This window comes from Amycolatopsis sp. NPDC006125 (genome assembly GCF_040614195.1).
Lineage (GTDB): Bacteria > Actinomycetota > Actinomycetes > Mycobacteriales > Pseudonocardiaceae > Amycolatopsis_E > Amycolatopsis_E tucumanensis.
In genome coordinates, this window is sequence record NZ_JBEXTZ010000029.1 from 1 (window position 1) to 20,996 (window position 20,996).

24 protein-coding genes are annotated in these 20,996 nt (G+C 69.6%); 11 read left to right on the forward strand and 13 right to left on the reverse strand.

Annotated elements, in window-relative coordinates; translation table 11 throughout:
- On the reverse strand, window positions 1-394 hold a 394-nt coding region (locus ABZ193_RS16825), incomplete at its 3' end, for an FAD-dependent oxidoreductase (protein WP_354710479.1).
- Between the two features lie 105 nt (window positions 395-499).
- Between ABZ193_RS16825 and ABZ193_RS16830 the strand changes: the two genes are divergently transcribed.
- Window positions 500-1,342: a metalloregulator ArsR/SmtB family transcription factor gene (locus tag ABZ193_RS16830; protein WP_354710480.1), complete on the forward strand. Its 843-nt coding sequence runs from the start codon at window positions 500-502 to the stop codon at window positions 1,340-1,342.
- A 535-nt stretch (window positions 1,343-1,877) separates the two neighbouring features.
- Here ABZ193_RS16830 and ABZ193_RS16835 read toward each other — a convergent pair.
- Together ABZ193_RS16835 and ABZ193_RS16840 are read right to left on the reverse strand one after the other, a co-directional pair.
- The gene (locus ABZ193_RS16835) at window positions 1,878-2,807 is read right to left on the reverse strand and encodes a cation diffusion facilitator family transporter (protein WP_354710578.1); all 930 of its coding nucleotides are present in this window, start codon (window positions 2,805-2,807) and stop codon (window positions 1,878-1,880) included.
- 3 nt (window positions 2,808-2,810) lie between these two features.
- Entirely contained in the window at window positions 2,811-3,467 is a 657-nt protein-coding gene (locus ABZ193_RS16840) for an isoprenylcysteine carboxylmethyltransferase family protein (protein ID WP_354710481.1), read from the reverse strand.
- Between the two features lie 135 nt (window positions 3,468-3,602).
- Here ABZ193_RS16840 and ABZ193_RS16845 point away from each other — a divergent pair, with 135 nt between their 5' ends.
- The 5 genes from ABZ193_RS16845 (at window position 3,603) to ABZ193_RS16865 (ending at window position 6,834) form a co-directional block, all read left to right on the forward strand.
- The gene (locus ABZ193_RS16845) at window positions 3,603-3,863 is read left to right on the forward strand and encodes a hypothetical protein (protein ID WP_354710483.1); all 261 of its coding nucleotides are present in this window, start codon (window positions 3,603-3,605) and stop codon (window positions 3,861-3,863) included.
- Between the two features lie 303 nt (window positions 3,864-4,166).
- The gene (locus ABZ193_RS16850) at window positions 4,167-4,745 is read left to right on the forward strand and encodes a TlpA disulfide reductase family protein (protein ID WP_354710579.1); all 579 of its coding nucleotides are present in this window, start codon (window positions 4,167-4,169) and stop codon (window positions 4,743-4,745) included.
- Window positions 4,742-5,515: a cytochrome c biogenesis CcdA family protein gene (locus tag ABZ193_RS16855; protein WP_354710484.1), complete on the forward strand. Its 774-nt coding sequence runs from the start codon at window positions 4,742-4,744 to the stop codon at window positions 5,513-5,515. The genes ABZ193_RS16850 and ABZ193_RS16855 overlap by 4 nt, the downstream gene beginning before the upstream one ends.
- 24 nt (window positions 5,516-5,539) lie before the next feature.
- Entirely contained in the window at window positions 5,540-6,220 is a 681-nt protein-coding gene (locus tag ABZ193_RS16860) for a thioredoxin domain-containing protein (protein WP_354710486.1), read from the forward strand.
- A gap of 50 nt (window positions 6,221-6,270) precedes the next feature.
- Window positions 6,271-6,834 (forward strand): vitamin K epoxide reductase family protein, encoded by a 564-nt coding sequence (locus ABZ193_RS16865; RefSeq protein ID WP_354710580.1) that lies wholly within the window; start codon window positions 6,271-6,273, stop codon window positions 6,832-6,834.
- Here ABZ193_RS16865 and lspA read toward each other — a convergent pair.
- Genes lspA through ABZ193_RS16880 form a run of 3 tightly spaced genes read right to left on the reverse strand, consistent with a single transcriptional unit; the run spans window position 6,821 to window position 9,686 of the window.
- Window positions 6,821-7,330, reverse strand: a complete 510-nt coding sequence (gene lspA / locus ABZ193_RS16870) for a signal peptidase II (protein ID WP_354710487.1) — start codon at window positions 7,328-7,330, stop codon at window positions 6,821-6,823. The two genes, ABZ193_RS16865 and lspA, sit on opposite strands and share 14 nt — an antisense overlap.
- Window positions 7,327-9,288: a cation-translocating P-type ATPase gene (locus ABZ193_RS16875; protein ID WP_354710488.1), complete on the reverse strand. Its 1,962-nt coding sequence runs from the start codon at window positions 9,286-9,288 to the stop codon at window positions 7,327-7,329. Before ABZ193_RS16875 ends, lspA begins: the two co-directional genes overlap by 4 nt.
- The gene (locus ABZ193_RS16880; RefSeq protein WP_354710489.1) at window positions 9,285-9,686 is read right to left on the reverse strand and encodes a metalloregulator ArsR/SmtB family transcription factor; all 402 of its coding nucleotides are present in this window, start codon (window positions 9,684-9,686) and stop codon (window positions 9,285-9,287) included. Before ABZ193_RS16880 ends, ABZ193_RS16875 begins: the two co-directional genes overlap by 4 nt.
- A gap of 356 nt (window positions 9,687-10,042) precedes the next feature.
- On the opposite strand from ABZ193_RS16880, the gene ABZ193_RS16885 reads away from it, so the two are divergent.
- Complete coding sequence (locus tag ABZ193_RS16885; RefSeq protein ID WP_354710491.1) at window positions 10,043-10,330, forward strand: hypothetical protein; 288 nt, start codon at window positions 10,043-10,045, stop codon at window positions 10,328-10,330.
- A gap of 142 nt (window positions 10,331-10,472) precedes the next feature.
- On the opposite strand, the gene ABZ193_RS16890 is transcribed toward ABZ193_RS16885, so the two are convergent.
- The 5 genes from ABZ193_RS16890 to ABZ193_RS16910 all read right to left on the reverse strand — a co-directional run bounded on the left by ABZ193_RS16890 (window position 10,473) and on the right by ABZ193_RS16910 (window position 15,604).
- Window positions 10,473-10,877, reverse strand: coding sequence for a TIGR03943 family protein (locus ABZ193_RS16890; protein WP_354710492.1), 405 nt, complete (start codon window positions 10,875-10,877; stop codon window positions 10,473-10,475).
- Between the two features lie 348 nt (window positions 10,878-11,225).
- Complete coding sequence (locus ABZ193_RS16895; protein WP_354710493.1) at window positions 11,226-12,227, reverse strand: permease; 1,002 nt, start codon at window positions 12,225-12,227, stop codon at window positions 11,226-11,228.
- A gap of 80 nt (window positions 12,228-12,307) precedes the next feature.
- A complete protein-coding gene (locus ABZ193_RS16900; RefSeq protein ID WP_354710494.1) occupies window positions 12,308-13,360 on the reverse strand; it encodes a C40 family peptidase in 1,053 nt (350 codons plus the stop codon).
- Window positions 13,361-13,488: 128 nt separating this feature from the next.
- A complete protein-coding gene (locus ABZ193_RS16905) occupies window positions 13,489-14,148 on the reverse strand; it encodes a TetR/AcrR family transcriptional regulator (protein WP_354710495.1) in 660 nt (219 codons plus the stop codon).
- A 19-nt stretch (window positions 14,149-14,167) separates the two neighbouring features.
- Window positions 14,168-15,604 carry an MFS transporter gene (locus ABZ193_RS16910; protein WP_354710496.1) on the reverse strand — a complete coding sequence of 479 codons (1,437 nt, stop codon included), beginning with the start codon at window positions 15,602-15,604 and terminating at the stop codon, window positions 14,168-14,170.
- A gap of 51 nt (window positions 15,605-15,655) precedes the next feature.
- Here ABZ193_RS16910 and ABZ193_RS16915 point away from each other — a divergent pair, with 51 nt between their 5' ends.
- Together ABZ193_RS16915 and ABZ193_RS16920 are read left to right on the forward strand one after the other, a co-directional pair.
- Window positions 15,656-16,435: an alpha/beta hydrolase gene (locus ABZ193_RS16915; RefSeq protein WP_354710497.1), complete on the forward strand. Its 780-nt coding sequence runs from the start codon at window positions 15,656-15,658 to the stop codon at window positions 16,433-16,435.
- Between the two features lie 35 nt (window positions 16,436-16,470).
- Window positions 16,471-17,319, forward strand: a complete 849-nt coding sequence (locus ABZ193_RS16920; protein ID WP_354710498.1) for a F510_1955 family glycosylhydrolase — start codon at window positions 16,471-16,473, stop codon at window positions 17,317-17,319.
- Here the strand turns inward: ABZ193_RS16920 and ABZ193_RS16925 are convergent, their stop codons facing one another.
- The gene (locus ABZ193_RS16925) at window positions 17,320-17,922 is read right to left on the reverse strand and encodes a hypothetical protein (protein ID WP_354710499.1); all 603 of its coding nucleotides are present in this window, start codon (window positions 17,920-17,922) and stop codon (window positions 17,320-17,322) included.
- 113 nt (window positions 17,923-18,035) lie between these two features.
- On the opposite strand from ABZ193_RS16925, the gene ABZ193_RS16930 reads away from it, so the two are divergent.
- Window positions 18,036-19,424, forward strand: coding sequence for a molybdopterin-dependent oxidoreductase (locus ABZ193_RS16930; RefSeq protein WP_354710500.1), 1,389 nt, complete (start codon window positions 18,036-18,038; stop codon window positions 19,422-19,424).
- Window positions 19,425-19,454: 30 nt separating this feature from the next.
- The gene (locus ABZ193_RS16935; protein ID WP_354710502.1) at window positions 19,455-20,324 is read left to right on the forward strand and encodes an alpha/beta hydrolase; all 870 of its coding nucleotides are present in this window, start codon (window positions 19,455-19,457) and stop codon (window positions 20,322-20,324) included.
- 33 nt (window positions 20,325-20,357) lie between these two features.
- Here ABZ193_RS16935 and pgsA read toward each other — a convergent pair whose 3' ends face one another.
- A complete protein-coding gene (gene pgsA, locus ABZ193_RS16940; RefSeq protein ID WP_354710503.1) occupies window positions 20,358-20,960 on the reverse strand; it encodes a phosphatidylinositol phosphate synthase in 603 nt (200 codons plus the stop codon).
- Window positions 20,961-20,996 lie beyond the last annotated feature (36 nt).

The window sequence follows — 20,996 nt, forward strand, 5'->3', positions numbered from 1 at the left end:
CGTGCACCGTCAGCGGCTCGGTGTCGCGCCCGTGGTCGACCACGCGGTCCCGGCCACGGCGCGCCACCCCCACCACCTCGGCGCCGAACCGCACCCGCTCGCCCAGCGCGGCGGCCAACGGGGCCAGGTAACGCGCGACCCACTCCTGTCCCGTCGGGTAGCCCTCGGCCGCGGGGCGTTCCCAGCCGGTGGCCTCCAACAGGCGGCCGGCCGCCGGGTCCACCAGCTCCGACCACTGCGAGAACAAGCGCACGTGGTTCCACTGCGCCACCGACGCCCCCGCCTGCGGACCACGCTCCAGCACCAGCGGCTCCAGACCCCGCTCCAGCACCTCGGCAGCAGCCGCCAGCCCGATCGGCCCGGCCCCCACCACCACGACGGGCAGCTCGCTCATCCCGACCCCTTTCATCGATCCAGCTCGATTGAGCACGTTATGGCAGACTCTATCGACCGGGGTCGATTGATGCAACCATCGATTCGGGTCGATACACTCGGGGGCATGACCACGACTGTCGCGCCCCAGGCGCAGGTCCTGCCGGACGGGGAAGCCGCCACCTACGCCGACTGGTTCGCCTGCCTGGCCGAACCGACCCGGGTGCGGCTGCTGCACGCTGTGGCCACCGCGCCCCGCGGGATCACCGTCGGCGCGTTGACCGACCTGCTTGGGATCAGCCAGTCCACCTGCTCACACCACGTGCGCAAACTCGCCGACGTCGGGTTCGTGCAGGCCCGCAAGGAGGGCACCGCCACCATCGTCACGGTCAATGCGGCGTGCTGCGCCGGCCTTCCGCAGGCCGCTGACGCGGTCATGGGGCTGCTCGCGCCGCGTCCGTGCTGCCCGGAAGACGTGCCCGCCGACGTCACCGTCCGGGCCCTGCGCGACGAGGACTGGTCCGCGGTGCGCCGCATCTACGGCGAAGGCATGGCGACCGGGGTCGCGACGTTCGAGACCGACGTCCCCAGCCACGCCACCCTCGACGCAAAGTGGATCGACGGACAGCGCTGGGTTGCCGAGATCGACGGCACCGTGGCCGGCTGGGCCGCCGCCACCCCGGTCTCCACCCGCGAGTGCTACTCCGGCGTCGCCGAAACCTCGATCTACGTCGCCGACGGCTACCGCGGCCGGGGTATCGGCAAAGCCCTCATCCGCCAGCAAGTCATCGCCCTCGACGAGGCCGGCTACTGGACCCTGCAAACCTCCATCTTCACCGAAAACCGCGCCAGCCTCGCCCTGCACCACTCCGCCGGCTACCGCACCATCGGCATCCGCGAACGCATCGCCCAGCGCGACGGCACCTGGCACGACACCGTCCTCCTCGAACGCCGCAACAACATCAGCTAGGTGACCGAGGCCCACAGGTCCGGCATAAGACGTCCGCCACCTGACGAGGACAACGATCGCGCCTAAACGCTCCCGCGAGGACCAAGGAATACTGGCCGGCCTACACCAAGATCACACTGGACATCGCCATCGACGGGCGAGCAACGGGCGGCGATGTCCTCGGGGAGACGAACCGCCGCATCAGCTTTCAGACGGGGCCTTCGATCGTGTCCCGCGTCTCGGACACGGACAAGCAGCTCCGGATGTACAAAGACAGGCAGCTCGTGCTCACCGCGCCGGTCAGTCTCGGTAAGCCCTCTGCGCGGGCGATGTGGTGGTGGTCAGCGACACCGGCGAGCAGGTCAGGCCCGGCGATGGTTGGACAGACTGGCGGTTCACCTGGGAGGAGTGGACGAAGAAGTCCTGAGCGTCGCTCGACCGTCGCGGGCGGGTCCGCCGCCAGTTCAGCAGAAGCATCGACGAACGCGGGGCACCAGCGCTCGCGAACCGATCTCGGCGGCATCAAATCGAGCTACTTCCCACCCTGATCACGCCGCTACCATTTCAAGTCTGCGCAGTGGCCGGCGCCGTCCTCCGGTTCTACCTGCAGAGTCGCGTGCTCGAGTTGGTAGCGCTCGGCGAGCATCGTCTGCGCGGCACGCAGCACAGCGGCTGAGTCGGCGCCACGGCGCACGAGAAGGTGGGCCGACACCACTTCCATCCCCGACGTCAGGGTCCACACGTAGACATCGTGCACGTCGGTCACCGGCGGCAGAGCGCGGATGTCGTTCGTCAGTTCCTCGACGTCGACGCGATCGGGAGCATGCTGCAACAGGATTTTCAGGGCCTGCCGGGCCAACGCGAACGCCCGCGGCAGCACGAACAAGCCGATCGCGACGCCGACGACCGGATCGGCGTAGCGCCATCCGAAGACCAGGGTAACCAGCCCGCTCACGAGCACGCCGACCGAGCCGAGCATGTCGGCCATGACCTCGAGGTACGCGCCCCGCACATTCAGGCTTTCCTTGGCGCCGGCCCGCAGCAACGCGAAGGCCGCGACGTTCATCACCAGTCCGACCGCGGCGACGATGGTGACCGGCAGCCCGGGCACCTCGGGCGGTTCAGCGAGCCGGTCGATGGCCTCATAGAGCACCCACCCCGCCACCGCGAACAGCAGGACAGCGTTGAACAGGGAGGCGAACACCTCCGACCGGTACAGGCCGAAGGTCCGGTTCGGACGGTCGCTCGCCCGCCGCGCGACCAGGATCGCCGCGAGCGCCATGAAGATCCCGAACACGTCGGTGAACACGTGCGCCGAGTCCGACAGCAACGCCAGCGACGACGTGGACAGGCCGACCACGACCTGCGTCACGAACGTCGCCAGGCCAAGCCCGGCAGCGATCGCCAACCGGCGGACGTGCTTACTGGACGGGCTTGCGGCCTGCGCCGCGGTCATTCCGTGCCCGTGACCGTGGTCCTGTGCCATCACTCAGCCCTTCCTCGACGCGGTTTCCGCGTTCCGCACCTCGCGAAGCCGGCCCACGCCAGGCACGAACCGGCCCACTCGCGCAGCGTAAGCGAGGTAACTTCTCCCCTGCGTCGCCCGCAAGTGAGGCTCCTCCACAAACCTCACCTGCACTTGCACAGCCACGATCAGCACGACCAGCCCCGCGACGGCGATGACGTTCGCGGCGAGGAGCACCAGCCCGGCGGCCGCGATGATCATGGCGGTGAACACCGGATTGCGCACGAGCCCGAAGAGGCCTTTGATGACGAGGTTCGTCCGCTCCCCCGCCGCCACGCCCACCCGCCAGGACGAGCCCATGGCACCCTGCGCGGTCACCGTCAGCACCACACCCGTACCGGCGAGCACGACTCCGACCAGGACAACCACCGGTGCCCCGAGCCAGGCTGGCGGTGCCACCAGGCCAGCCCACTGAGCGGCCGGCGGCACCAGCCCGAGCGCGAGCGCCAGGACGAACGCGACGCCGCCGCACCACTCCACCGACCCTGGCCTGCCACTCACGCCGTGGAACCCTGTCGAGCCGGTCCGCCGGTGCTGCAAGACCGCGCGCAGCCCGAACGCCACGACCATGAAGACCACCATCGCCGCGAAGGCGACACCCCCGAGCATCCTGCTGTCCACCGGCATCTCCTCTCATATGCATACATTGCTATGTATTTATGTATCATTGTGCGGTGATCACGCAAGGTCCGCACACCTCGTCTCGAAGGTGGGCGGCTGTGAGAACGGCGGAACGCGGTGGTTAGCCTGTTTGGCGTGCCCGGCACCGTGAGCTCCCGGCCCTCCGCGCGATCCGCCTTCGCGCGGCTCGTCGCGGTGCTCGCGATTGTCGCCGGTATCGCCATGCTCCACGACTCCCCGTGCGCTGTGGGCAGCGCCGGGCCATGCCTTCCCGCGGGGGACACCGCAAGCGCCGTGACCTTTCAGGTGACCGCGGCACCTCTCGTCGACCTGAATGCGGGCGCCGCCCTCACCCCGCAACCGCCCGACGGCGTGGACGATGTGCTCGGCGCGTGACTGATGGTCCTGATGGCAGTCCTGTTCGTCGCGACCGGCTTGCGCCGCCCCGGGACCCTGCCGTCACAGCCCGGTCCGGCTCGTCGGCTGTTCCCCGCCGGAAGTCGGCCCGCTGCCCCCTGCATCGAACAACTCTGCGTGCTCCGGACGTAGGCCGGTTCCACGACTCGTCCTGACGCCCTGATCGGCGCGTCGGTGACGCGGTGGAACCCGCACCTACGTTCCGACGAGCACTGGAGTTCTTCTGTGCGCGCATTTTTCCCCTGCCAGCGCCGTGCGCGGTCACGGACCGCCGTGGTCGCGGTGTTCGCCGCGCTGGCCGTGACCGGCTGCGGCACCGGGTCCGATGCCGTGGTCCCGGGCAGCACGTTCGAGTTCGTCGCGCCCGGTGGGCAGACGAGGATCTTCTACGATCCGCCGGAGCAGCGGGGCAAGCTGCCGGAGATGTCGGGTGAGAGCCTGACCCAACCGGGCCGCCGGCTGAGCCTGTCCGACTACGCGGGGCAGGTCGTCGTCCTCAACATCTGGGGTTCGTGGTGCGGTCCGTGCCGGGGCGAGGCGGACGATCTGGAGCGGGTGTTCGCCCGGACCCGCGACTCGGGTATCCAGTTCCTCGGGGTGAACGTCCGCGACGAGATGCGTGGAGCGGCCGAGGACTTCGTGCGCAACCTCGATGTCGGGTACCCGTCGTTCTACGATCCGCCCGGCCGGACGTTGCTGGCGTTGCGGGGCTTTCCCCGCAACGTGGTGCCCTCCACGATCGTCCTGGATCGCCAGCATCGCGTGGCGGCGGTCTTCTTGACCGCGCTCCTGGACACCGACCTGCAGCCGGTCGTCGAACGGATCGCGGCGGAGCCGTCCGTCCCGGGCGGTCTGCCGTGAGCCTGACCGACCTCGCGATCTCGGGACCGCTCGTCCTCGCCACGCTCGTCGCGCTGGCCGCGGGCATCATCTCCTTCGCCTCACCGTGTTGTATCCCGCTGGTGCCCGGCTACCTGGCCTACCTCGCGGGCCTGGTCGGCACGGACCCGGGCGAGGTCGCCGATGACGGCGCGGCTCGGCGGGACCGCTGGCGGGTGGCCGGTGCCGCGTTGTTGTTCGTCCTCGGTTTCACCGTGGTCTTCTGCGCAGCGGTGCTGACCGTGCTCGGCGTGTCCGACGCGCTGCTGATGAACCAGGACCTCCTGCAGCGCCTCGGCGGTGTCGTCACCATCGCGATGGGTTTGGCCTTTCTGGGGCTGATTCCCGCGCTGCAACGGGAGTTCCGCCTCCGGCACCGCCCGCGACGCGGCATCTGGGGCGCTCCCGCACTCGGCGCGGTGTTCGGCCTGGGCTGGACACCGTGCCTGGGCCCCACCCTCGCCGGTGTGATCGCCCTGGCCAGCGGCACCCAGGCCGGACCCGCGCTGTGGCGGGGCCTGCTGCTGGTGCTGGCCTACTGCCTCGGGCTCGGGCTGCCCTTCGTGTTCCTGGCGCTGGGTGCCCGCTGGGCGGTCGGCACGGCCGGGTTCCTCCGGCGCCACACCCGGGGCGTGCAGATCGTCGGCGGCGTTCTCCTGCTGACGGTCGGCGTGCTGCTCGTGACCGGGCTGTGGGGTTCGCTCGTGGCGGCCCTGCGCAGCCCGATAGCCGGATTCACCACCTTGCTCTGACATTCCTCGAAAGGTTTCCTCGTCATGACACGAAACACGAAGCTCTCGCTGGTCGTGGTCGCGGTGGTCGCCGCTGTGGTCGGGATTCTCCTTGTGGTGAACGGCACCGGCCGACAGGCTCCGTCCACGGAGGTCGCTTCCTCCGCCGGCTCGCTGCCGCTCGAGGCGCAATCGTTGCTGGTGCGGCCGGACAGTCACCGGCTGGCCTCCGCGGCCGATGGCAAGGTCACGGTCGTGGAGTTCTTGGACCTGGAGTGCGAGGCGTGCGGCGCTGCCTTCCCCGGTGTGGAACAGCTGCGTGCCGAGTACGGTGACCGGGTCACGTTCGTGATGCGTTACTTCCCGATTCGCAGTCACCGCAACGCTGAACTGGCCGCGCGTGCGGTGGAGGCGGCCGGGCGGCAGGGCAAGCTCGAACCGATGTACCAGCTGATGTACGTCAACCAGCCGCAGTGGGGAGACCAGCAGGTGTCGCACCGGGACACCTTCCTCGGCTTCGCCCGCCAGCTCGGCCTGGAGATGGCCCGGTTCGAGTCCGATCTGGACAGCCCCGAGGTCGCTGACCGGGTGCGCCGCGACCAGGCCGACGGAACCGCACTGGGAGTGCGCGGCACGCCGACCTTCTTCATCAACGGCTCGGTCTTCCAGGGCAGGCCCACCTACCAGGGCCTGAAGGCCGCGATCGACCAGGAGCTGGCCCGGTGACCACGGCCACGACAGAATCGACAGGTCAGCGCTCGGCGTTCACCACCAGGCTGCTGCCCTGGCTGCTGACCGGCGCGGGGCTGATCGGTCTGGCCGCCTCCGTCACCTTGACGATCGAGAAGATCGCTTTGCTGCGGGACCCGGACTACGTGCCCTCCTGCAGCATCGACCCCGTCCTGAGCTGTGGCTCGATCATGCGCACCGCGCAGGCCGAGGTGTTCGGGTTTCCCAACCCGCTGCTGGGGATCGCCGGTTTCGCCGTGGTCGTGACGACCGGGGTCGTCCTCCTCGCCCGGGCGTCACTGCCCCGGTGGTACTGGCTCGGCCTGCAAGCCGGCACCACGCTCGGCATCGTCTTCGTGCACTGGCTGATCTACCAGAGCCTGTACGAGATCGGCGCCCTGTGCCCGTACTGCATGGTCGTGTGGGCGGTCACGATCCCGATCTTCTGGTACACCACCGTGCACAACCTGGGACACCGCCACCTGCGCGCACCCCAGGCCGCCGTGAACGTGCTGACGGCCTATCACGGCCTCATCCTCACCGCGTGGTACCTGCTCATCGGGATCGCCGTGCTCGCGGCGTTCTGGGACTACTGGATCACCCTGGTCTAGCGGTCGAGTCGCTGCTGTCGGTGTTGCGGAGACTGGCGAGAACCAGTACCGCGGCACCCACGGTGATGAAGACATCGGCGAGGTTGAAGGTGGGGAACCACCCGGTGTGCAGGTAGTCGGTCACGACGCCGTCCACCGCCCGGTCGGCCAGGTTGCCGGCCGCCCCGGCCAGCACCGCGGCCAAAGCCGTCCACACGAGCGCCGTCGCAGTGCGCGCCGCCTTCCACGCGAACACGACCAGGCCGGCGATGACCAGCCCGGCGACGCCGAGGACGACGCCGCCGGGCAGGGAGTCACCGAGGCTGAAGGCGACCCCCGAGTTGAACGCCAGCCGCAGGTCGATCAGCGCGAGATCCACCGAGGACCCGTCAGCCAACGCGCGCTCCGCCCAGATCTTCAGGCCGAGATCGAGCGCGGCCAGCAGGACGGCGGTGGCGGCGAGGGCGAGCCGCACGCGGTTCGCCCTGGCCGTTTTCCTCGCTGGGCTGTCGGTCATGCGCCGACCCCGGCCGGCACCGCCGCGGCTGGCCGGTGCGCAGCCGTCGTGATCTGCAGCTGCCGGGTGCGCCCGGCACGCACGCCGTTGGCAATGACCACGACCTCGGCCAGCTCGTGCACCAGCACCACGGCGGCCAGACCGAGCACGCCGAACAGCGCCAGCGGCATCAGCACGATGATCAGCCCCAGCGAGAAGCCGACGTTCTGCAGCATGATCCGGCGTGCGCGGCGGGCGTGGGTGAACGCCTGCGGCAGGTGCCGCAGATCCTCGCCCATGAGCGCGACATCGGCGGTCTCGATGGCCACGTCGGTGCCCATCGCGCCCATTGCGATGCCCAGATCCGCGGTCGCCAGAGCGGGTGCGTCGTTGACTCCGTCGCCCACCATCGCCGTCGACCGCTGAACCCGCAGCTTCTCCACCAGACGGGCCTTGTCCTCCGGCCGCAGCTCGGCGTGCACGGACTCGATACCGACGTCCTTGGCCAGCGCCGTGGCCGTGGCGTGGTTGTCGCCGGTCAGCATCGCGACGTGGTAGCCGTCCCGGCGCAGCTGAGCCACCACCTCGGCGGCTTCCGGACGGAGTTCGTCGCGGACCGCGATCGCCCCGACGACCTCGCCGTCGTCCTCGACCAGCACCGCGGTCGCGCCGGCCTGCTGCATCCGCTCCACGTCCGCGGCGAGCGCGCCGGGCTCGAGCCAGCCCGGGCGGCCGAGCCGGACGCTGCGGCCATCCACACGGCCGGTGAGTCCCGCTCCCGTGACCGCTTCCACGTCCGCCGCCGGGGACACCTCATCGACAGCGGCGAGGATCGCGCGGGCGAGCGGGTGCTCGCTACGCGCCTCCAGCGCCGCGGCCAGGTGCACAACCCGCTCACGGCTCGCGCCGCCGGTCGTGGCGACCTCGATCACCGCGGGCCGGTTCGCCGTGAGCGTGCCCGTCTTGTCCAGCGCCACCCCGCGCACCTTGCCGAGCGCCTCCAGCGCCGCGCCGCCCTTGACCAGCACGCCGAGCTTGCTGGCCGCCCCCACCGCGGCCACCACCGCCACGGGTACGGAGATCGCCAGCGCACACGGCGAGGCCGCGACCAGGACGACCAGGGCCCGCTCGATCCAGGTGACCGGATCACCCAGCAGACTGCCGATCAGCGCGATCAGGGCAGCAGCGACCATGATCCCCGGCACGAGCGGCTTGGCGACGCGATCGGCCAGCCGCTGCGAGGCGCCCTTGCGGACCTGTTCGGCCTCGACGATCTTCACGATCCGCGCGAGGGAGTTGTCCTCGGCGGTCGTGGTGACCTCGACCTCGAGCACACCGGTGCCGTTGATCGACCCGGCGAACACCTCGCTCCCGGGGCCGGCCTCGACCGGCACCGACTCCCCCGTGATCGCCGAAACGTCCAGCGCGGTACGGCCGTCGCGGATGATGCCGTCGGTGGCCAGCCGTTCCCCCGGCTTGACCAGCATCCGGTCGCCCACCCGCAACTCCGCCAGGGACACCACGAGCTCCGTGCCGCCACGCAGCACGGTGGCCTGCTCCGGCACCAGCGACAACAACGCGCGCAGGCCGCGGCGGGTACGGGCCAGCGAGTACTCCTCCAGGCCCTCGCTGATGGAGAACAGGAAGGCCAGCATCGCGGCCTCGCCCACCTCACCGAGGATCACCGCGCCGACCGCGGCGATGGTCATCAGCGTGCCGACGCCGATCTTGCCCTTGACCAGCCGCTTGAGCGTGGACGGCACGAAGGTGTAGGCGCCGACCACCAACGCCACCGCCTCCAGCACCAGCTCGACCGGCCGCGCGGCACCGGCCCAGCTCGCGATGAACGCGGCCAGCAGGAACACTCCGGACGCCGCCGCGAACTGCAGCTCCCGGACCTGCCACAGCCGCTCCGGCTCGTGCTCCTCGGCCTCCTCGCCGACCACCGGTTCGTCGTGGCCGCAGCACGCGTCGCTCATCTCGCGCTCTCCCTCGTCTCTTCGTCCACACCGGCGACCGACGAATCCGTGCCGTAGTTCGGGCACAGCGCCACCGCGTTGCCCGTGGCCGCCAGCAACGTCTCCGCCGATGCCAGCAGGTCCATCAACTCCGGCCGGGCCAGGCTGTAGAACACCTGCCGGCCCTGCGGGCGCCCCACCACCAGCGCGCAATCCCGCAAGCAGGCGACATGAGCCGACACCGTCGACTGCGCCAACCCCAGCTCGGTCACCAGATCGACCACCCGCGCCTCACCATGGGCAAGCCGCTGCACGATCGCCAGCCGCGTGGCATCCGAAAGGCTGTGGAACAGCGCCACGGCCGGATCCAACCCAGACCCACTCGACGCGAGGCATCCATCGGTGCTATTCATCGTCACATGGCGATGATAACAGTCACGGGCGATAGAATCGAGGGGTAGCGATGCAGGACCCGGGCATCCCGAACGCTGGTCAGCTGTGCTTGTCAGCAACATCAGCCGACTCGACACCCGCCGGACTTCCTCACCAGCTGAACAACCTGACGGCACCGACGTCGAATCAGACTTTCTCGGGTGCACAAGGAATCCAAACCCTCGACAGTTCGCGAATTACAGTTTTGACAATTGCTTCGCCGGTGAATCAAAATCCGCAACCGGTCGCGATAAGTGAACAAATGAGCGCACGCCGCCCCTTGTCCACCCACATCCATGGGCGCATAGTGAGATTCCACCATCGACCGGAACTCAGGTGAGTCATGATGAAGCGCAAGATTTTCGCATTCGCCGCCGCCCTGTCGTTGTCGTTCGGCCTGATGAGCGGCGTCGCGTCCGCAACAATTCATCCGATTGTCGAGTCGGCCGATTGTGCCAATCCGACCGCGGACGCGCACCACCCGCTCGGCGACGTCGCCGATCCGATCGGTCAAACTCCGGGCGCCGGGTCGCACTCCGAGCAAAGCACCCTCAGAGCGATCCAATCCGCCAACGAGAACGCGTTCTTCGGGCACAAGCTCGACGGCCAATGCGGGAAGGTCGGGCAGTAGCACAGCATTATCTCAGGGACGCCGCGCTGCTCCTGGGCAGCGCGGACGGACCCCGGCGCCCCGGGCTGGGAAGACCGCTCAGCAGCGGAGAACCCGTTCCTGACATGGACTCCGTCGCAGAACGGCTTCTCGTCCAGGCGCGTCAGTACTCGTACGTGTCCTGTGGGGTGGGAATCGGCCGAGCACTGTGCACGATCAAGGTCGGCGTGTAGCGGTTGCTTTCGGTCGCGGTGTTGGGTGCGACGGTTCCGGTGACGGTCAGCCACTGGTCGTCCCGGTAGTGACCGAGGTTGTCACCGACAAGCCGCGCATGAAGGGGGAAGGCATCGGCGGCGCAGCAGTTGATGACGATGCGGGCGAGGAACGGGGCGCCTGCCTTGTTGCGGACGACGAACCCGGTGACCTGAATCGTGCGGCTGTCGAGCGTCCCGGCGCTGTCCCACCCGGCGCGGGTGATGACATCCGTGAAGCGCATCGGGACGACCTCGCCTGGCGGCAGGGGTGGGAAGGGGACGCGGCGCGTGGTGTCCGGGCTGGGGGCAGCCACGGTGCGATTCCCCGCCCGGTTGACCCGCGTCGGCGCCCAGGGCGGGAGGGGCGATGAGGAAGATGGCCAGGACGGGGACAAGGAGCAGCCACGGGCTTCGTGGGGCGTGATGGTGCTCGTCGGCGCAGGCCGGGCCTGGAGGCGGTCCGGCCTGCCCGGTTGGGCCTGGGCGGGCGGCGCGGATGTCGCGCGCGATGGCGAGGATCGCCAGCGCGACGATCACGATGCCGGCGGTCAGCAGCCACGGCGCCATGACCGGCTTGACGTAGCGCAGATAGCCGGCGTCGAGGACGATCTTGATCAGCGCGCCCCCGACCAGGAGCAGAAGTACGTTCTGCGTCTCCCGCTTCATCGACCACTCCCCAGCAGAGGCAGCCCGACCGCGACGGCGCATCCGATGGCGACCAGGAACGTCAGTGGCGCGAAGCGGAGGGCGAACCGGCGGCCGAAGGTCCCGGTCTGCAGCGCGATGAGCTTGAGGTCGACGGCCGGGCCGACCACCAGGAACACGAGCCTGGGCACCAGGGGAACGGCGGAAAGTGATGCCGCGACGAAGGCGTCGGCCTCGCTGCACAGCGCCAGCACAACGGCGAGCACGGCCATGACGAGCACGCCGAGCACCAGGTTCCCGCCCAGGGTGCCCAGCCAGGACTGCGGGACGACGACGTTGAGAACGGCGGAGGCGAGCCCGCCGATGACGAGGAACCCACCCGCTTCGACGAGGTCGTGCCGTGCCGTCTCGGTGAACACCCGCCAGCGGGACTCGCCGACCGGCCCGGACAGCCGGCCCAGCGCACGCTCCGCGATCCACTCGGCGCGGCCGAACCGCTGCCACAACCAGCCCGTCACCACAGCGGTGGCCAGCGAGCCTCCGAATCGGGCCAGCACCATCTCGGGCCGGCCCGGGAAGGCAACCGCGGTGGTGACCAGCACGACCGGATTGATGGCCGGGGAGGCCAGCAGGAACGCGAGTGCCACCGAGGGGGCCACCTGGTTCTGCATCAACCGGCGCGCGACCGGCACCGACGCGCACTCGCATCCCGGCAGCGCGGCCCCCGCCAAGCCCGCGACCGGAACCGCGAGCCCAGGACGGCGCGGCAGCAGCCGCCGCAGGCGCTCGGCGGGCAGGAACGCCATGATCGCCCCGCTCAGCAGCACTCCGGGCACCAGGAAGGGCAGGGCCTGCACCACCACGGCGACGAACACCGTCGACCCGGTCCGCAACGCCGCTACGTCGAACAGATCGACCAGGTAGCTCTGGGCCAGCAGCGCCACGAGTAGCACCACGCACAGCACCTGCAGGGAACCGATCGATCCTCGCCGCCACCTGGTTCGGGCGGGTGCCGTCACCGATCCTCGCTCCCCATGGTCAACTCTCTTCTGGTGCGTGGCGCCCGTGGCCGCCCGGCGTCCTCAACGAGCCGTCAGCCTCAGCCGACGATCCGCCGTGCGCCGATGTAGTGTCCGTCACCCTTTGCGGACCGGACGTCCACGAGCTGCCCTTCGGTCGGGGCGTCGACCATCTTCCCGTTGCCGACGTACATGCCGACGTGGTGGATCTTCGACGGATCACCACTGCCGTCGTCGAAGAAGACGAGGTCACCGGGCTGGAGCTCGTTCATCGACACCGGCCTGCCGACCGTGTACTGCTGCCGGCTCGTCCGAGGAAGACTGACCCCCGCCTGCTTGTAGGCCCAGCTGGTCAAGCCCGAGCAGTCGAACTCGCTGGGGCCGGTCGCTCCCCACTCGTACTCGGAACCACGCTTGGAGAGCGCAGCCTGCAGCGCGTCGTTCGCCGCGCCCGGAGGCCCGAGGTAGGAGCCGGTGTCCTGCACCGTGTTGAGGACTTCCCGTTCGCTGGCGGACAGGGCGTTGAGCGCCTGCCGCACCTGCCTGATCTGGGTGTTGAGATCCCGCCTGCGCTGGTTCACGAGGTCCAGTGCCTGTTGCGCCTCGGCCGCCGCGGAATCGGCACGGGTCTTCGCCTCCGCGGCGGCTGCCTGGGCGGTTGCCGCCTGGCTGCTCGCCGCCTGCAACTGGGTCAGCGCCTCCATGTTGTTGGCGGACAACATGCTCAACGCCGACATGCGCTCGAGGTAGTCCTGAGCCGAACTGCTGCCCATGATCGCCGACAGCCGGGCGAACTGGCCGCCCCGGAACGATTCCGCGGTGAATTCGTCCACCGCGCCACGGAACTGCCCCTCGGCAGCCTGGGCGCGGGCGAGAGCCTCGTTCGCGGCAGCCAGGTCGGCGTTGGCCCGGTCACGGATGATGTTTGCGTTGGTCAGGTCTGCTTGGGCGCCTAGCAGATCCTCGTCAGCCTGCGCGGCGGCAGCACCGAGCTCCTGGTACCGCTGCATCTCCTCGGAGCCTTCGGAGGAGGGCTGAGCCCCCGCGGGGATGGCGATCAGAGTCATCGCGAGGACCGCTGTGGCCGCGAGGGCCCTGACGGCGTTGGTGAGTCTGCGGTTGTGCGGGCGCACCTGAGGTGGTTCTCCTTTGTGGATCAGCGAACGTTGTTCGACCTCCCCGAAGGTCCGCGGTCACAGTAGGGTAACGAGCAGTCGTTGTCCACTATCGTGTTTCGTACTACAGGTTGTCGTTGTATTTCTCACGCTTGGTGATCAGGTCGACCGGCCGCTTCGTCCGATGGATCGTGAGCTTCGGCACATCTCCGCCTGTGCTGTTGCGATGCGCGGGTCTCGAGCACGGACAGCAACGTCGCGGTGAGCACGCCGGGGGCCTGCTCGGTGGTGAGTTCGCCGTTGCCGACTTCGTCCGCGGCAGCGTGGATCAGCGCGTAGCAGGTCGTGACCAGCCAGTCTTCCGGCAGGTCGGTGCGGAACACGCCTTCGCTCCGCCCCCTCGCGATGAGCCGTTGGACGTGACGGAACGCCCGGTCGTGCCGGCGGCGCAGGTGTTCGGGCCCGAGAACCTCCAGCGCCACGGCGTGGAGCCTGCGGTACTGGTCCAGAATGGACCATGAGGTGCCCACCAGTCTGGCGAGACATTCCGCCGGCGGGCCGTGGTCGAGGCGGAGGTTGCTCAGGGCCCGATCGGTGTCTTCGATCGCACCCTGGATGACAGCTTCGAGCAGGACTTCCCGGGACGGGAAGTGGTTGTAGAGGGTTACCCGGCCGACACCCGCGGCCTGCGCGACCTCGATCATGGAGGGGTTCCTGCCCTTGCCGAACAGGTCGCGGGCAGCGGTCAGGATTCCGTCGATGTTGCGCTCGGCGTCCGCTCGCCGGCGTGGTGGGGTGGCGGCCACGTCCACAGGGTACGGGCGATCAGTGGCCGTGCCCGGTCACCGCCTGCGGCTTGCCCGGCGGCACGAGGCCCACGGCGATCACACCGGCGGCCGCGGCCACGATGGCGCAGAGGAGATAACCGCCGACGAAGCCGGTGGTGTCAGGTGCGATGGCACCGATCGAAGCGACCGCGACGGTCGAGACGGCGGCGACGCCGATACTGCCACCCAGCTCGTGGAAGGTGTTGATCACGCCGGAGGCGACCCCGGATTCGGCGTGCGCGACGTTCGCGAGGGTGGTCGTCGTGGCGGTGACGAAGATCGGACCGATACCGACCGCGGCCAGAAGGAACCCGGGCAGCACATCGCCGTAGACGCCGGCACCCGGATGGATCCGGGTGAGCAGCCCGGCCCCGATCGCTGCGAGCAGAAAGCCCGCGACGGCCACGGCCCGGCCCCCGATCTTGCTGATCAGGTGCGCCGCCAGCTGCGCGCCAAGCGTGAGCGCGATGGCCACCGGCAGGAACAACAGCCCCGTCTTCAGCGCACCGAAGCCGAGCACGTGCTGGAAGTACAGCGAGGTGAGGAAGAACAGGCCGAGCAGCAGGCCCGTGGCGATCAGCATCAGGAACGTTCCGGACACCACCGGCCGTTGCGCGAAGGTGCTCGGCCGCATCAGAGGATTGCGGGCACGTGACTCGATCCAGGCGAACGCGGCGTACCCGAGCAGCGATCCCGCGAGCGCGAGCAGCGTGCCGGCCGAACCCCAGCCGGCGTCACCGGCGTGAACCAGCGCGTAGATGAGCAGGCCCGTGGCGACGGTGACCGAGAGCGCACCGGGCAGATCAAGCCCTTCTCGCCGGTCGTCCCGGCGGTGCGCCGGGACGACCACGGGCAGCGCAAGGACCACGAACAGCCCGACGGGCACGTTGACGAAGAACACCCATTCCCAGCCAGGCCCCGCCGTCAGGAGCCCGGACAGGAGCACGCCGACCGCAGCGCCGCTGCCGCCGATGGCCGCCCAGATTCCGAGAGCACGATGACGTTCCCGTCCGCTGAACGTCGTGGTGATGATCGACAGCGCTGATGGTGAGAGCAGCGCCGCTCCGACACCCTGGACCGCGCGGCCCGCGATGAGCATGACGCCTCCGGTCGCCAGGCCGCAGACGAGCGAGGCGACCGTGAACAGGGTGAGCCCGGCCAGAAGGGTGCGGCGTGCGCCGAACGCGTCGGCCAGGCGCCCGCCGAAGACCATCAGTCCACCGAACCCGAGGGTGTACGCGGTGACCACCCACGTCAGTGCGTCCCGTCCCAGCCCGAGGTCGGTGCCGATCGTCGGCAGCGCCACCTGAACGACGGTGATGTCCACGATCAGCATGAACTGCGCCAGGCAGAGCAGCACCAGGGCCGACCAGCGACGAGGTGGGGGCGACGCGTGGGCGGTCAGAGCACCCGATGCGTGGTGTGCGTGGGTCATGACACCTCCATAACTTGAACACCGGTGTTCAAGTTATTACCGTACGGGGGTATGGATGTCAACCAGACGCTGGTCCTTCTGCACGGGGGTGGAGTGGACAGCCGGGCGTGGGCTCGCCTCCTCCGACGACTACCGCCGAAGACCGACGTTCTCGCTCTCGACCTCGCCGGCCACGGCGCGGAACCCGGATTCGACTACGGGCCGGACGTGGTTTCCCGGCTCGCCGGCCTGACAGCGGTCACACTCCGGGACCGTGGTGTCGAAACGCCGCTCGTCCTGGGACATTCACTGGGCGGCGCGGTCGCACTCGAACTCGCACGCCTGGTTCACGTCTCCGGCGCGATCGCCCTCGCACCCATCGGGTTCTGGAGTCCCCTCCGCGGCAGGTACGCGGCCGCAGCGCTGCGGCATGCATCGAAGCTCAGCCGTAACCTGCACATCCCGCTGCGCGACCGCCTCCTGGCCGGCCGCGTGACCCGATCCGCCGCGCTCGGCCTGTTCTCGGCGGAACCCAGCATGATCAGCGCAGAGGAAGCGTCCACGATGGCATCGGCGCTGGCGGTCAGCGACATCGCGGCGATGAGCCGGCACACCGGGCGCTACCGGTTCCGTCGGGCTCCCGAGATCACGGCACCGGTCACCATCGTCTGGGCCGGCCGAGACCGCATCATCGGTCGTCGCGGTGCCCGCCGCGCCGCCGAGCTACTGCCAACGGCGACGCAGGTCGTGATCCCGCACAGCGGACATCTGGTGCCCACTGATGCGCCCGGCGAAGTCGCCCGGATCATCACGTGCCACGCCACGCTCCGGCCCCAGAGAGGCGACTACTAGTATTCCTAGTAATGACCCCCCGGGGAAAGGTCGGCATGCGCGCACGCCTCCACACCAAACTGCTGCTCGCGATCACAGCTCTGACGCTGTCCGCCTGCGCAGCGCCGTCCGCGACCGGGGGCGACAGCACATCCGCCACGCCGGACCTGGCACACGTGCACGGGCTCGGCGTCGACCCCGCGGACGGCGTGCTCTACGCCGCGAGCCACTACGGACTGTTCAAACTTCCACCGGGCGGCACACCCGAGCGAGTCGGCCCCGTGCAGGACGTGATGGGGTTCACCGTCGTGGGGCCCCGGCATTTCCTCGGCAGCGGCCATCCCGGATCTCGCACTGACGGGCCTCCCCACCTGGGCCTCGTCGAAAGCACCGACGCGGGCCAGACCTGGCACGAGCTGTCCCTCGCGGGTCGCGCGGACCTGCACTCGATCGAAGCGAAGCACGGCCTCGTCTACGCCTACGACAGCCAGAGCCGCCAGATCATGGTGACCACCGACATGCGGAACTGGGACAATCGAGCCCGCCTCGCCCTCAGCGACTTCACCGTCGACCCCGCCAATCCCGACGTCGTCGTCGCGAACACCGCGGACGGACTGATGCGAAGCGACGACGGTGGGCGCAGCTTCTCCCCGTTGCCTGACGCCCCGGCCCTGGTTTTCGTGGAGTGGCCTGCCACTGACACGCTGCTGGGCTCCGACCCGAACAACACGATCTACGTCAGCACAGACGGCGGGCTCAGCTGGGCGCGACGGGGACAGGCGCCCGGTCCACCGGGCGCGTTCGCCGCGTCCAGCGTTTCCGACGTGTACGTGGCGACCGAAACAGGGATCCACTACTCGTCCGACGGTGGCCGCACTTTCACGGTCCGCCAAGTGTTGGCTTGATCAGCCGGGCGGACGTCCGGCCACCGCGGCCAGAGCCAGTGTCACCACGGAGTCCTCGGCCTGCTCCCGAGTCCACTGTTGACCGACGCGCAACGCCAGGTAGGTCCAGCCAACCTGGTTGAACAACACGGTCGCCGTCCGGTCGACGTCGGGCACTTCGGCGAGACTGCCGTCGGCGATCCCGTCCCGCAGCAGCCGCGCGAGGGGCTCGACGAACACCGTCCGAGTTGCCAGCGCCCGGTCACGCTCGGCCCCGCTGACCTTCTCGGGTTCGTGGAAGATCCCGCCGTCCTCGGCGAACAGGCCGACCAACAGGTGCCGCCACGGATCCGCGACCTGGCACGTCGCTCGCAGGGCGCGTTCCAAGCGCGCCAGCCCAGTCCCGTCGGACACGAGCGTCGGCCAGACGGCTTGCTGGTACTCGTAGCCCGCCCGGATGCTCAGTAGTTCGATCACTCGTTCCCGGGTCAGGCCCTTGCGGTGCAGGGTCATCCGGGATGCACCCAGCCGTCGCGCGATGCCGGCCACCGAGAGAGCCGCCAACCCCTCCTCGGCGAGGATTTCCAGACCCGCCTCGGCGACTCGGCTTTCCCATTCGTCCATGAGACGCTACTGTATCACTTCGAATACGGGCCAGTATCGCGAGCGGAGGAGCCATGCGAAGGAAGCCGAGAGCCCCACGACGAACCGCGGGGTACCGCGCGGTCGCTGCCGGGTTGGCGGGACTGGGTCTCGGCGAGCTGGTCGGGGCCACGAAGGGCCAGTCGTTGATCGACAACGTCGGCCGGAGCGTGGTGGACTGGAGCCCCCGGCAGGTGGTCGATCTGACCGTGAAGCTCCTGTCGAGCCAGGACAAGCCGGCGATCCGCGCAGCCGTGGGCGCGACGGCGATCAGCACGACCGCCGCCTTGGCCCGTCTGCCCAAAGCCGCCCGCACCTCGGCTCTCATGGCTCTCGCCACCGCGACCGCAGGGCTCGCGCTGCGCCGCCCGCCCCGGTCGGTTCCGGTGACTCTTGCCGCGGCGACCGCCGGAGCTGTTACGACGAGTGTCGCCTTGTCCGGCAGCTCGGGCCTGGGTCGCTCGACAGCATGGGCCCTCCTGGGCAGCGGTTCACTGGTGGCTGCGCGGAGTCTGCTGGCGAGTCGTCGGCGGCGGCACGAAGTCGAGACACAGCGGCCGCTGGAGACCGCCGCCGTGCCCGAGGACGGAGCCGCGGCGGTGCCCGGGCTGGCTCCCCTCATCACCCCGGTCGACCAGTTCTACGTCACGGATGTCAACCTCAGCACGCCGCTGATCGAGCAAAGCCGGTGGCGGCTCACGATCGCGGGACTCGTCGCCGAACCCCAGCGATGGTCTTTGGCCGACCTCATGGCGGAGGCCGAGGAGTTCGACGCGGTCATGGTCTGCGTCCACAATCCGGTGGGCGGGCACCGGCTGGGCAACGGCAGGTGGCACGGCGTGCCACTGCGAACCCTGCTGGACCGGGCGAGCCCGTCCGCCGAAGCGGACACGCTGGTCACGCGAGCGGTCGACGGGTTCACCATCTCCCTGCCTGCCGAGCCGTTGCGGACCGGGCAGTGGAAGGGCTACGTCGTGGTCGCTCTCAACGGCCGGCCGTTGTCGGCAGCGCACGGCTATCCGGCGAGGGTGTTCGTGCCGGGCATCTACGGGCAGTACACCGGCGTGAAGTGGCTGACCGAGCTGGAACTGACGACCGGCCCCCACTCCGACTACTGGTCCCCGCGGGGGTGGCCCCACGAGCCCGCCTGGATCCAGCCGCAAGCCCGCATCGACGTGCCGGCGGAGGGCGTTCGAGCCGGCCGGTCGCTCCCGGTGGGCGGCGTCGCCTGGGCACCGCCACACGGTGTCGCGGGTGTGGAGGTGCGCGCCGACGACGGCCCATGGCAGCCGGCGCGGCTGGCACGCGAACTCTCACCGTCATCGTGGCGACGATGGACGGCCGCCCTCGACCTCAGCCCAGGTGCGCACTCGGTCCAGGCCCGGGCCATCAGCCGATCGGGTGAGGTCCAGGACGGCCGGGTGCGGCCCCCATACCCCGTCGGAGCGAGCGGCTGGCACACGGTCGCTGTTCGCGTCTCGTGACAACCGACTTCACGCCCAAGGAGGCAAACCGTGGCCATCTCCGCTCAGCTGGGCGCGCCGCGCCGAACAGAGCTCACCGCCGGCCCCATCGAGTACCGCGAGCGCGGGACCGGCGCACCCGTCGTCTTCCTGCACGGGATCATCGCCAACGGTGACGTCTGGCGAAACGTCGTCCCCGAACTGGCCGGCCAGTACCGCTGCATCACCCCCGACTGGCCGCTCGGTTCGCACCGGCTGCCCATGCGTGCCGGCACCGACTTCACCCTCTTCGGGCTGGCGAAGCTCGTTGACGAGTTCCTCGCCGCGCTCCGGCTCGACGACGTGGTGCTGGTCGCCAACGACACGGGCGGTGCCATCGCGCAAGCGGTCGCGGCGCGCCACCCGAACCGGCTCGGCCGGCTGGTGCTGACGCCGTGCGACGCCTTCGGCAACTTCCTGCCTCCGCCGATCAAGCACCTGCAGGTGTTCGGACGCACGCCCGCAGGGCTCTACCTGCTCGCGCAGGGGCTCCGCTCGCGAGCCGTCCAGCGACTGCCGATCGCCTTCGGCAGGCTGACCGAGCGGCCGATCCCGGCGGAGATCATGCGGTCGTACACCGAACCACTGCGGAAGCGCAGCGGCGTGCGCCGGGACTTCGCCGCACTGGTGCGGTCCATCAGCTCCGAATTCACACAGGAAGCCGCTCGCGGCCTCGTCACCTTCCGCCTTCCCACGCTGATCGCCTGGGCCCGCGAGCGGCGCCGGTTCTTCCCGCAAGAGCACGCGCACCGGCTCGCCGGCATCCTGCCCAACGCACACCTGGAACTACTCGAGAACACCGGTCCCTTCATCAGTGAGGACCAGCCGGTGGCACTGGCGCGCCTGATCCACGACTTTCTCGCGGTCAGGGCTACCGCGTAACCGTGACCGTGCTGTCCTGCGGGGCTCCGCTCATCAACCGGCGTTCCGCGCGGCCTCGACCACCACCCTGATTCGATGCGCGAGAGTCAGCAGGGACAGCAACGCGAGCAACCACAGCGACACCTCGACGGCGTGAGGCACGCCGAGACCCTGAAGGCCGGTGCCGATGAGCGCTATGACCAGCCGCTCGGCGCGCTCCGCGAGACCGCCCTCAGCGGGGAAACCCGACGCCGCGGCTCGCGCCTTGACATAGGAGATCACCTGGGCGAGCACGAGGCACACGAGCGCGACCGCCGCAGCCCGCGAGTTGCCGACCGCGAACGCCCACCACGTGATGGCGGCGAAGAGCGCGCCGTCGACGAGGCGATCACACGTGGCGTCGAGCACCGCGCCGAACCGGGTCGCGCCTGTCACACGGGCCATCGCCCCGTCGACCAGGTCGAGCATCACGAAGGCCCACACGGTGAAGGTGCCGGCGAGGAGCATCCCGCGCGGCAGGAACACGAGCGCACACGAGACCGCGCCCGCTGCGCCGAGGAGAGTCACGACGTTGGGCGTCAGCCCGACCTTCAGCAGCGCCGCGCCGAGCGGATCGATGAGACGCGCGACGAAGGCACGGGCGAAGGTGTTGAACATCGGACACCACCATCGGAAGGTGACAGGGACCCCGAC

What these genes read in the sequence shown, in the direction of transcription:
- pgsA (WP_354710503.1), bottom strand. Translation starts at nt 20,960, where the DNA reads ATGTTCAACACCTTCGCCCGTGCCTTCGTCGCGCGTCTCATCGATCCG.
- ABZ193_RS16910 (WP_354710496.1), bottom strand. Translation starts at nt 15,604, where the DNA reads ATGACCCACGCACACCACGCATCGGGTGCTCTGACCGCCCACGCGTCG.
- ABZ193_RS16885 (WP_354710491.1), top strand. Translation starts at nt 10,043, where the DNA reads ATGATGAAGCGCAAGATTTTCGCATTCGCCGCCGCCCTGTCGTTGTCG.
- ABZ193_RS16925 (WP_354710499.1), bottom strand. Translation starts at nt 17,922, where the DNA reads ATGGACGAATGGGAAAGCCGAGTCGCCGAGGCGGGTCTGGAAATCCTC.
- ABZ193_RS16920 (WP_354710498.1), top strand. Translation starts at nt 16,471, where the DNA reads ATGCGCGCACGCCTCCACACCAAACTGCTGCTCGCGATCACAGCTCTG.
- lspA (WP_354710487.1), bottom strand. Translation starts at nt 7,330, where the DNA reads ATGACCGACAGCCCAGCGAGGAAAACGGCCAGGGCGAACCGCGTGCGG.
- ABZ193_RS16835 (WP_354710578.1), bottom strand. Translation starts at nt 2,807, where the DNA reads ATGGCACAGGACCACGGTCACGGGCACGGAATGACCGCGGCGCAGGCC.
- ABZ193_RS16875 (WP_354710488.1), bottom strand. Translation starts at nt 9,288, where the DNA reads ATGAGCGACGCGTGCTGCGGCCACGACGAACCGGTGGTCGGCGAGGAG.
- ABZ193_RS16915 (WP_354710497.1), top strand. Translation starts at nt 15,656, where the DNA reads ATGGATGTCAACCAGACGCTGGTCCTTCTGCACGGGGGTGGAGTGGAC.
- ABZ193_RS16830 (WP_354710480.1), top strand. Translation starts at nt 500, where the DNA reads ATGACCACGACTGTCGCGCCCCAGGCGCAGGTCCTGCCGGACGGGGAA.
- ABZ193_RS16860 (WP_354710486.1), top strand. Translation starts at nt 5,540, where the DNA reads ATGACACGAAACACGAAGCTCTCGCTGGTCGTGGTCGCGGTGGTCGCC.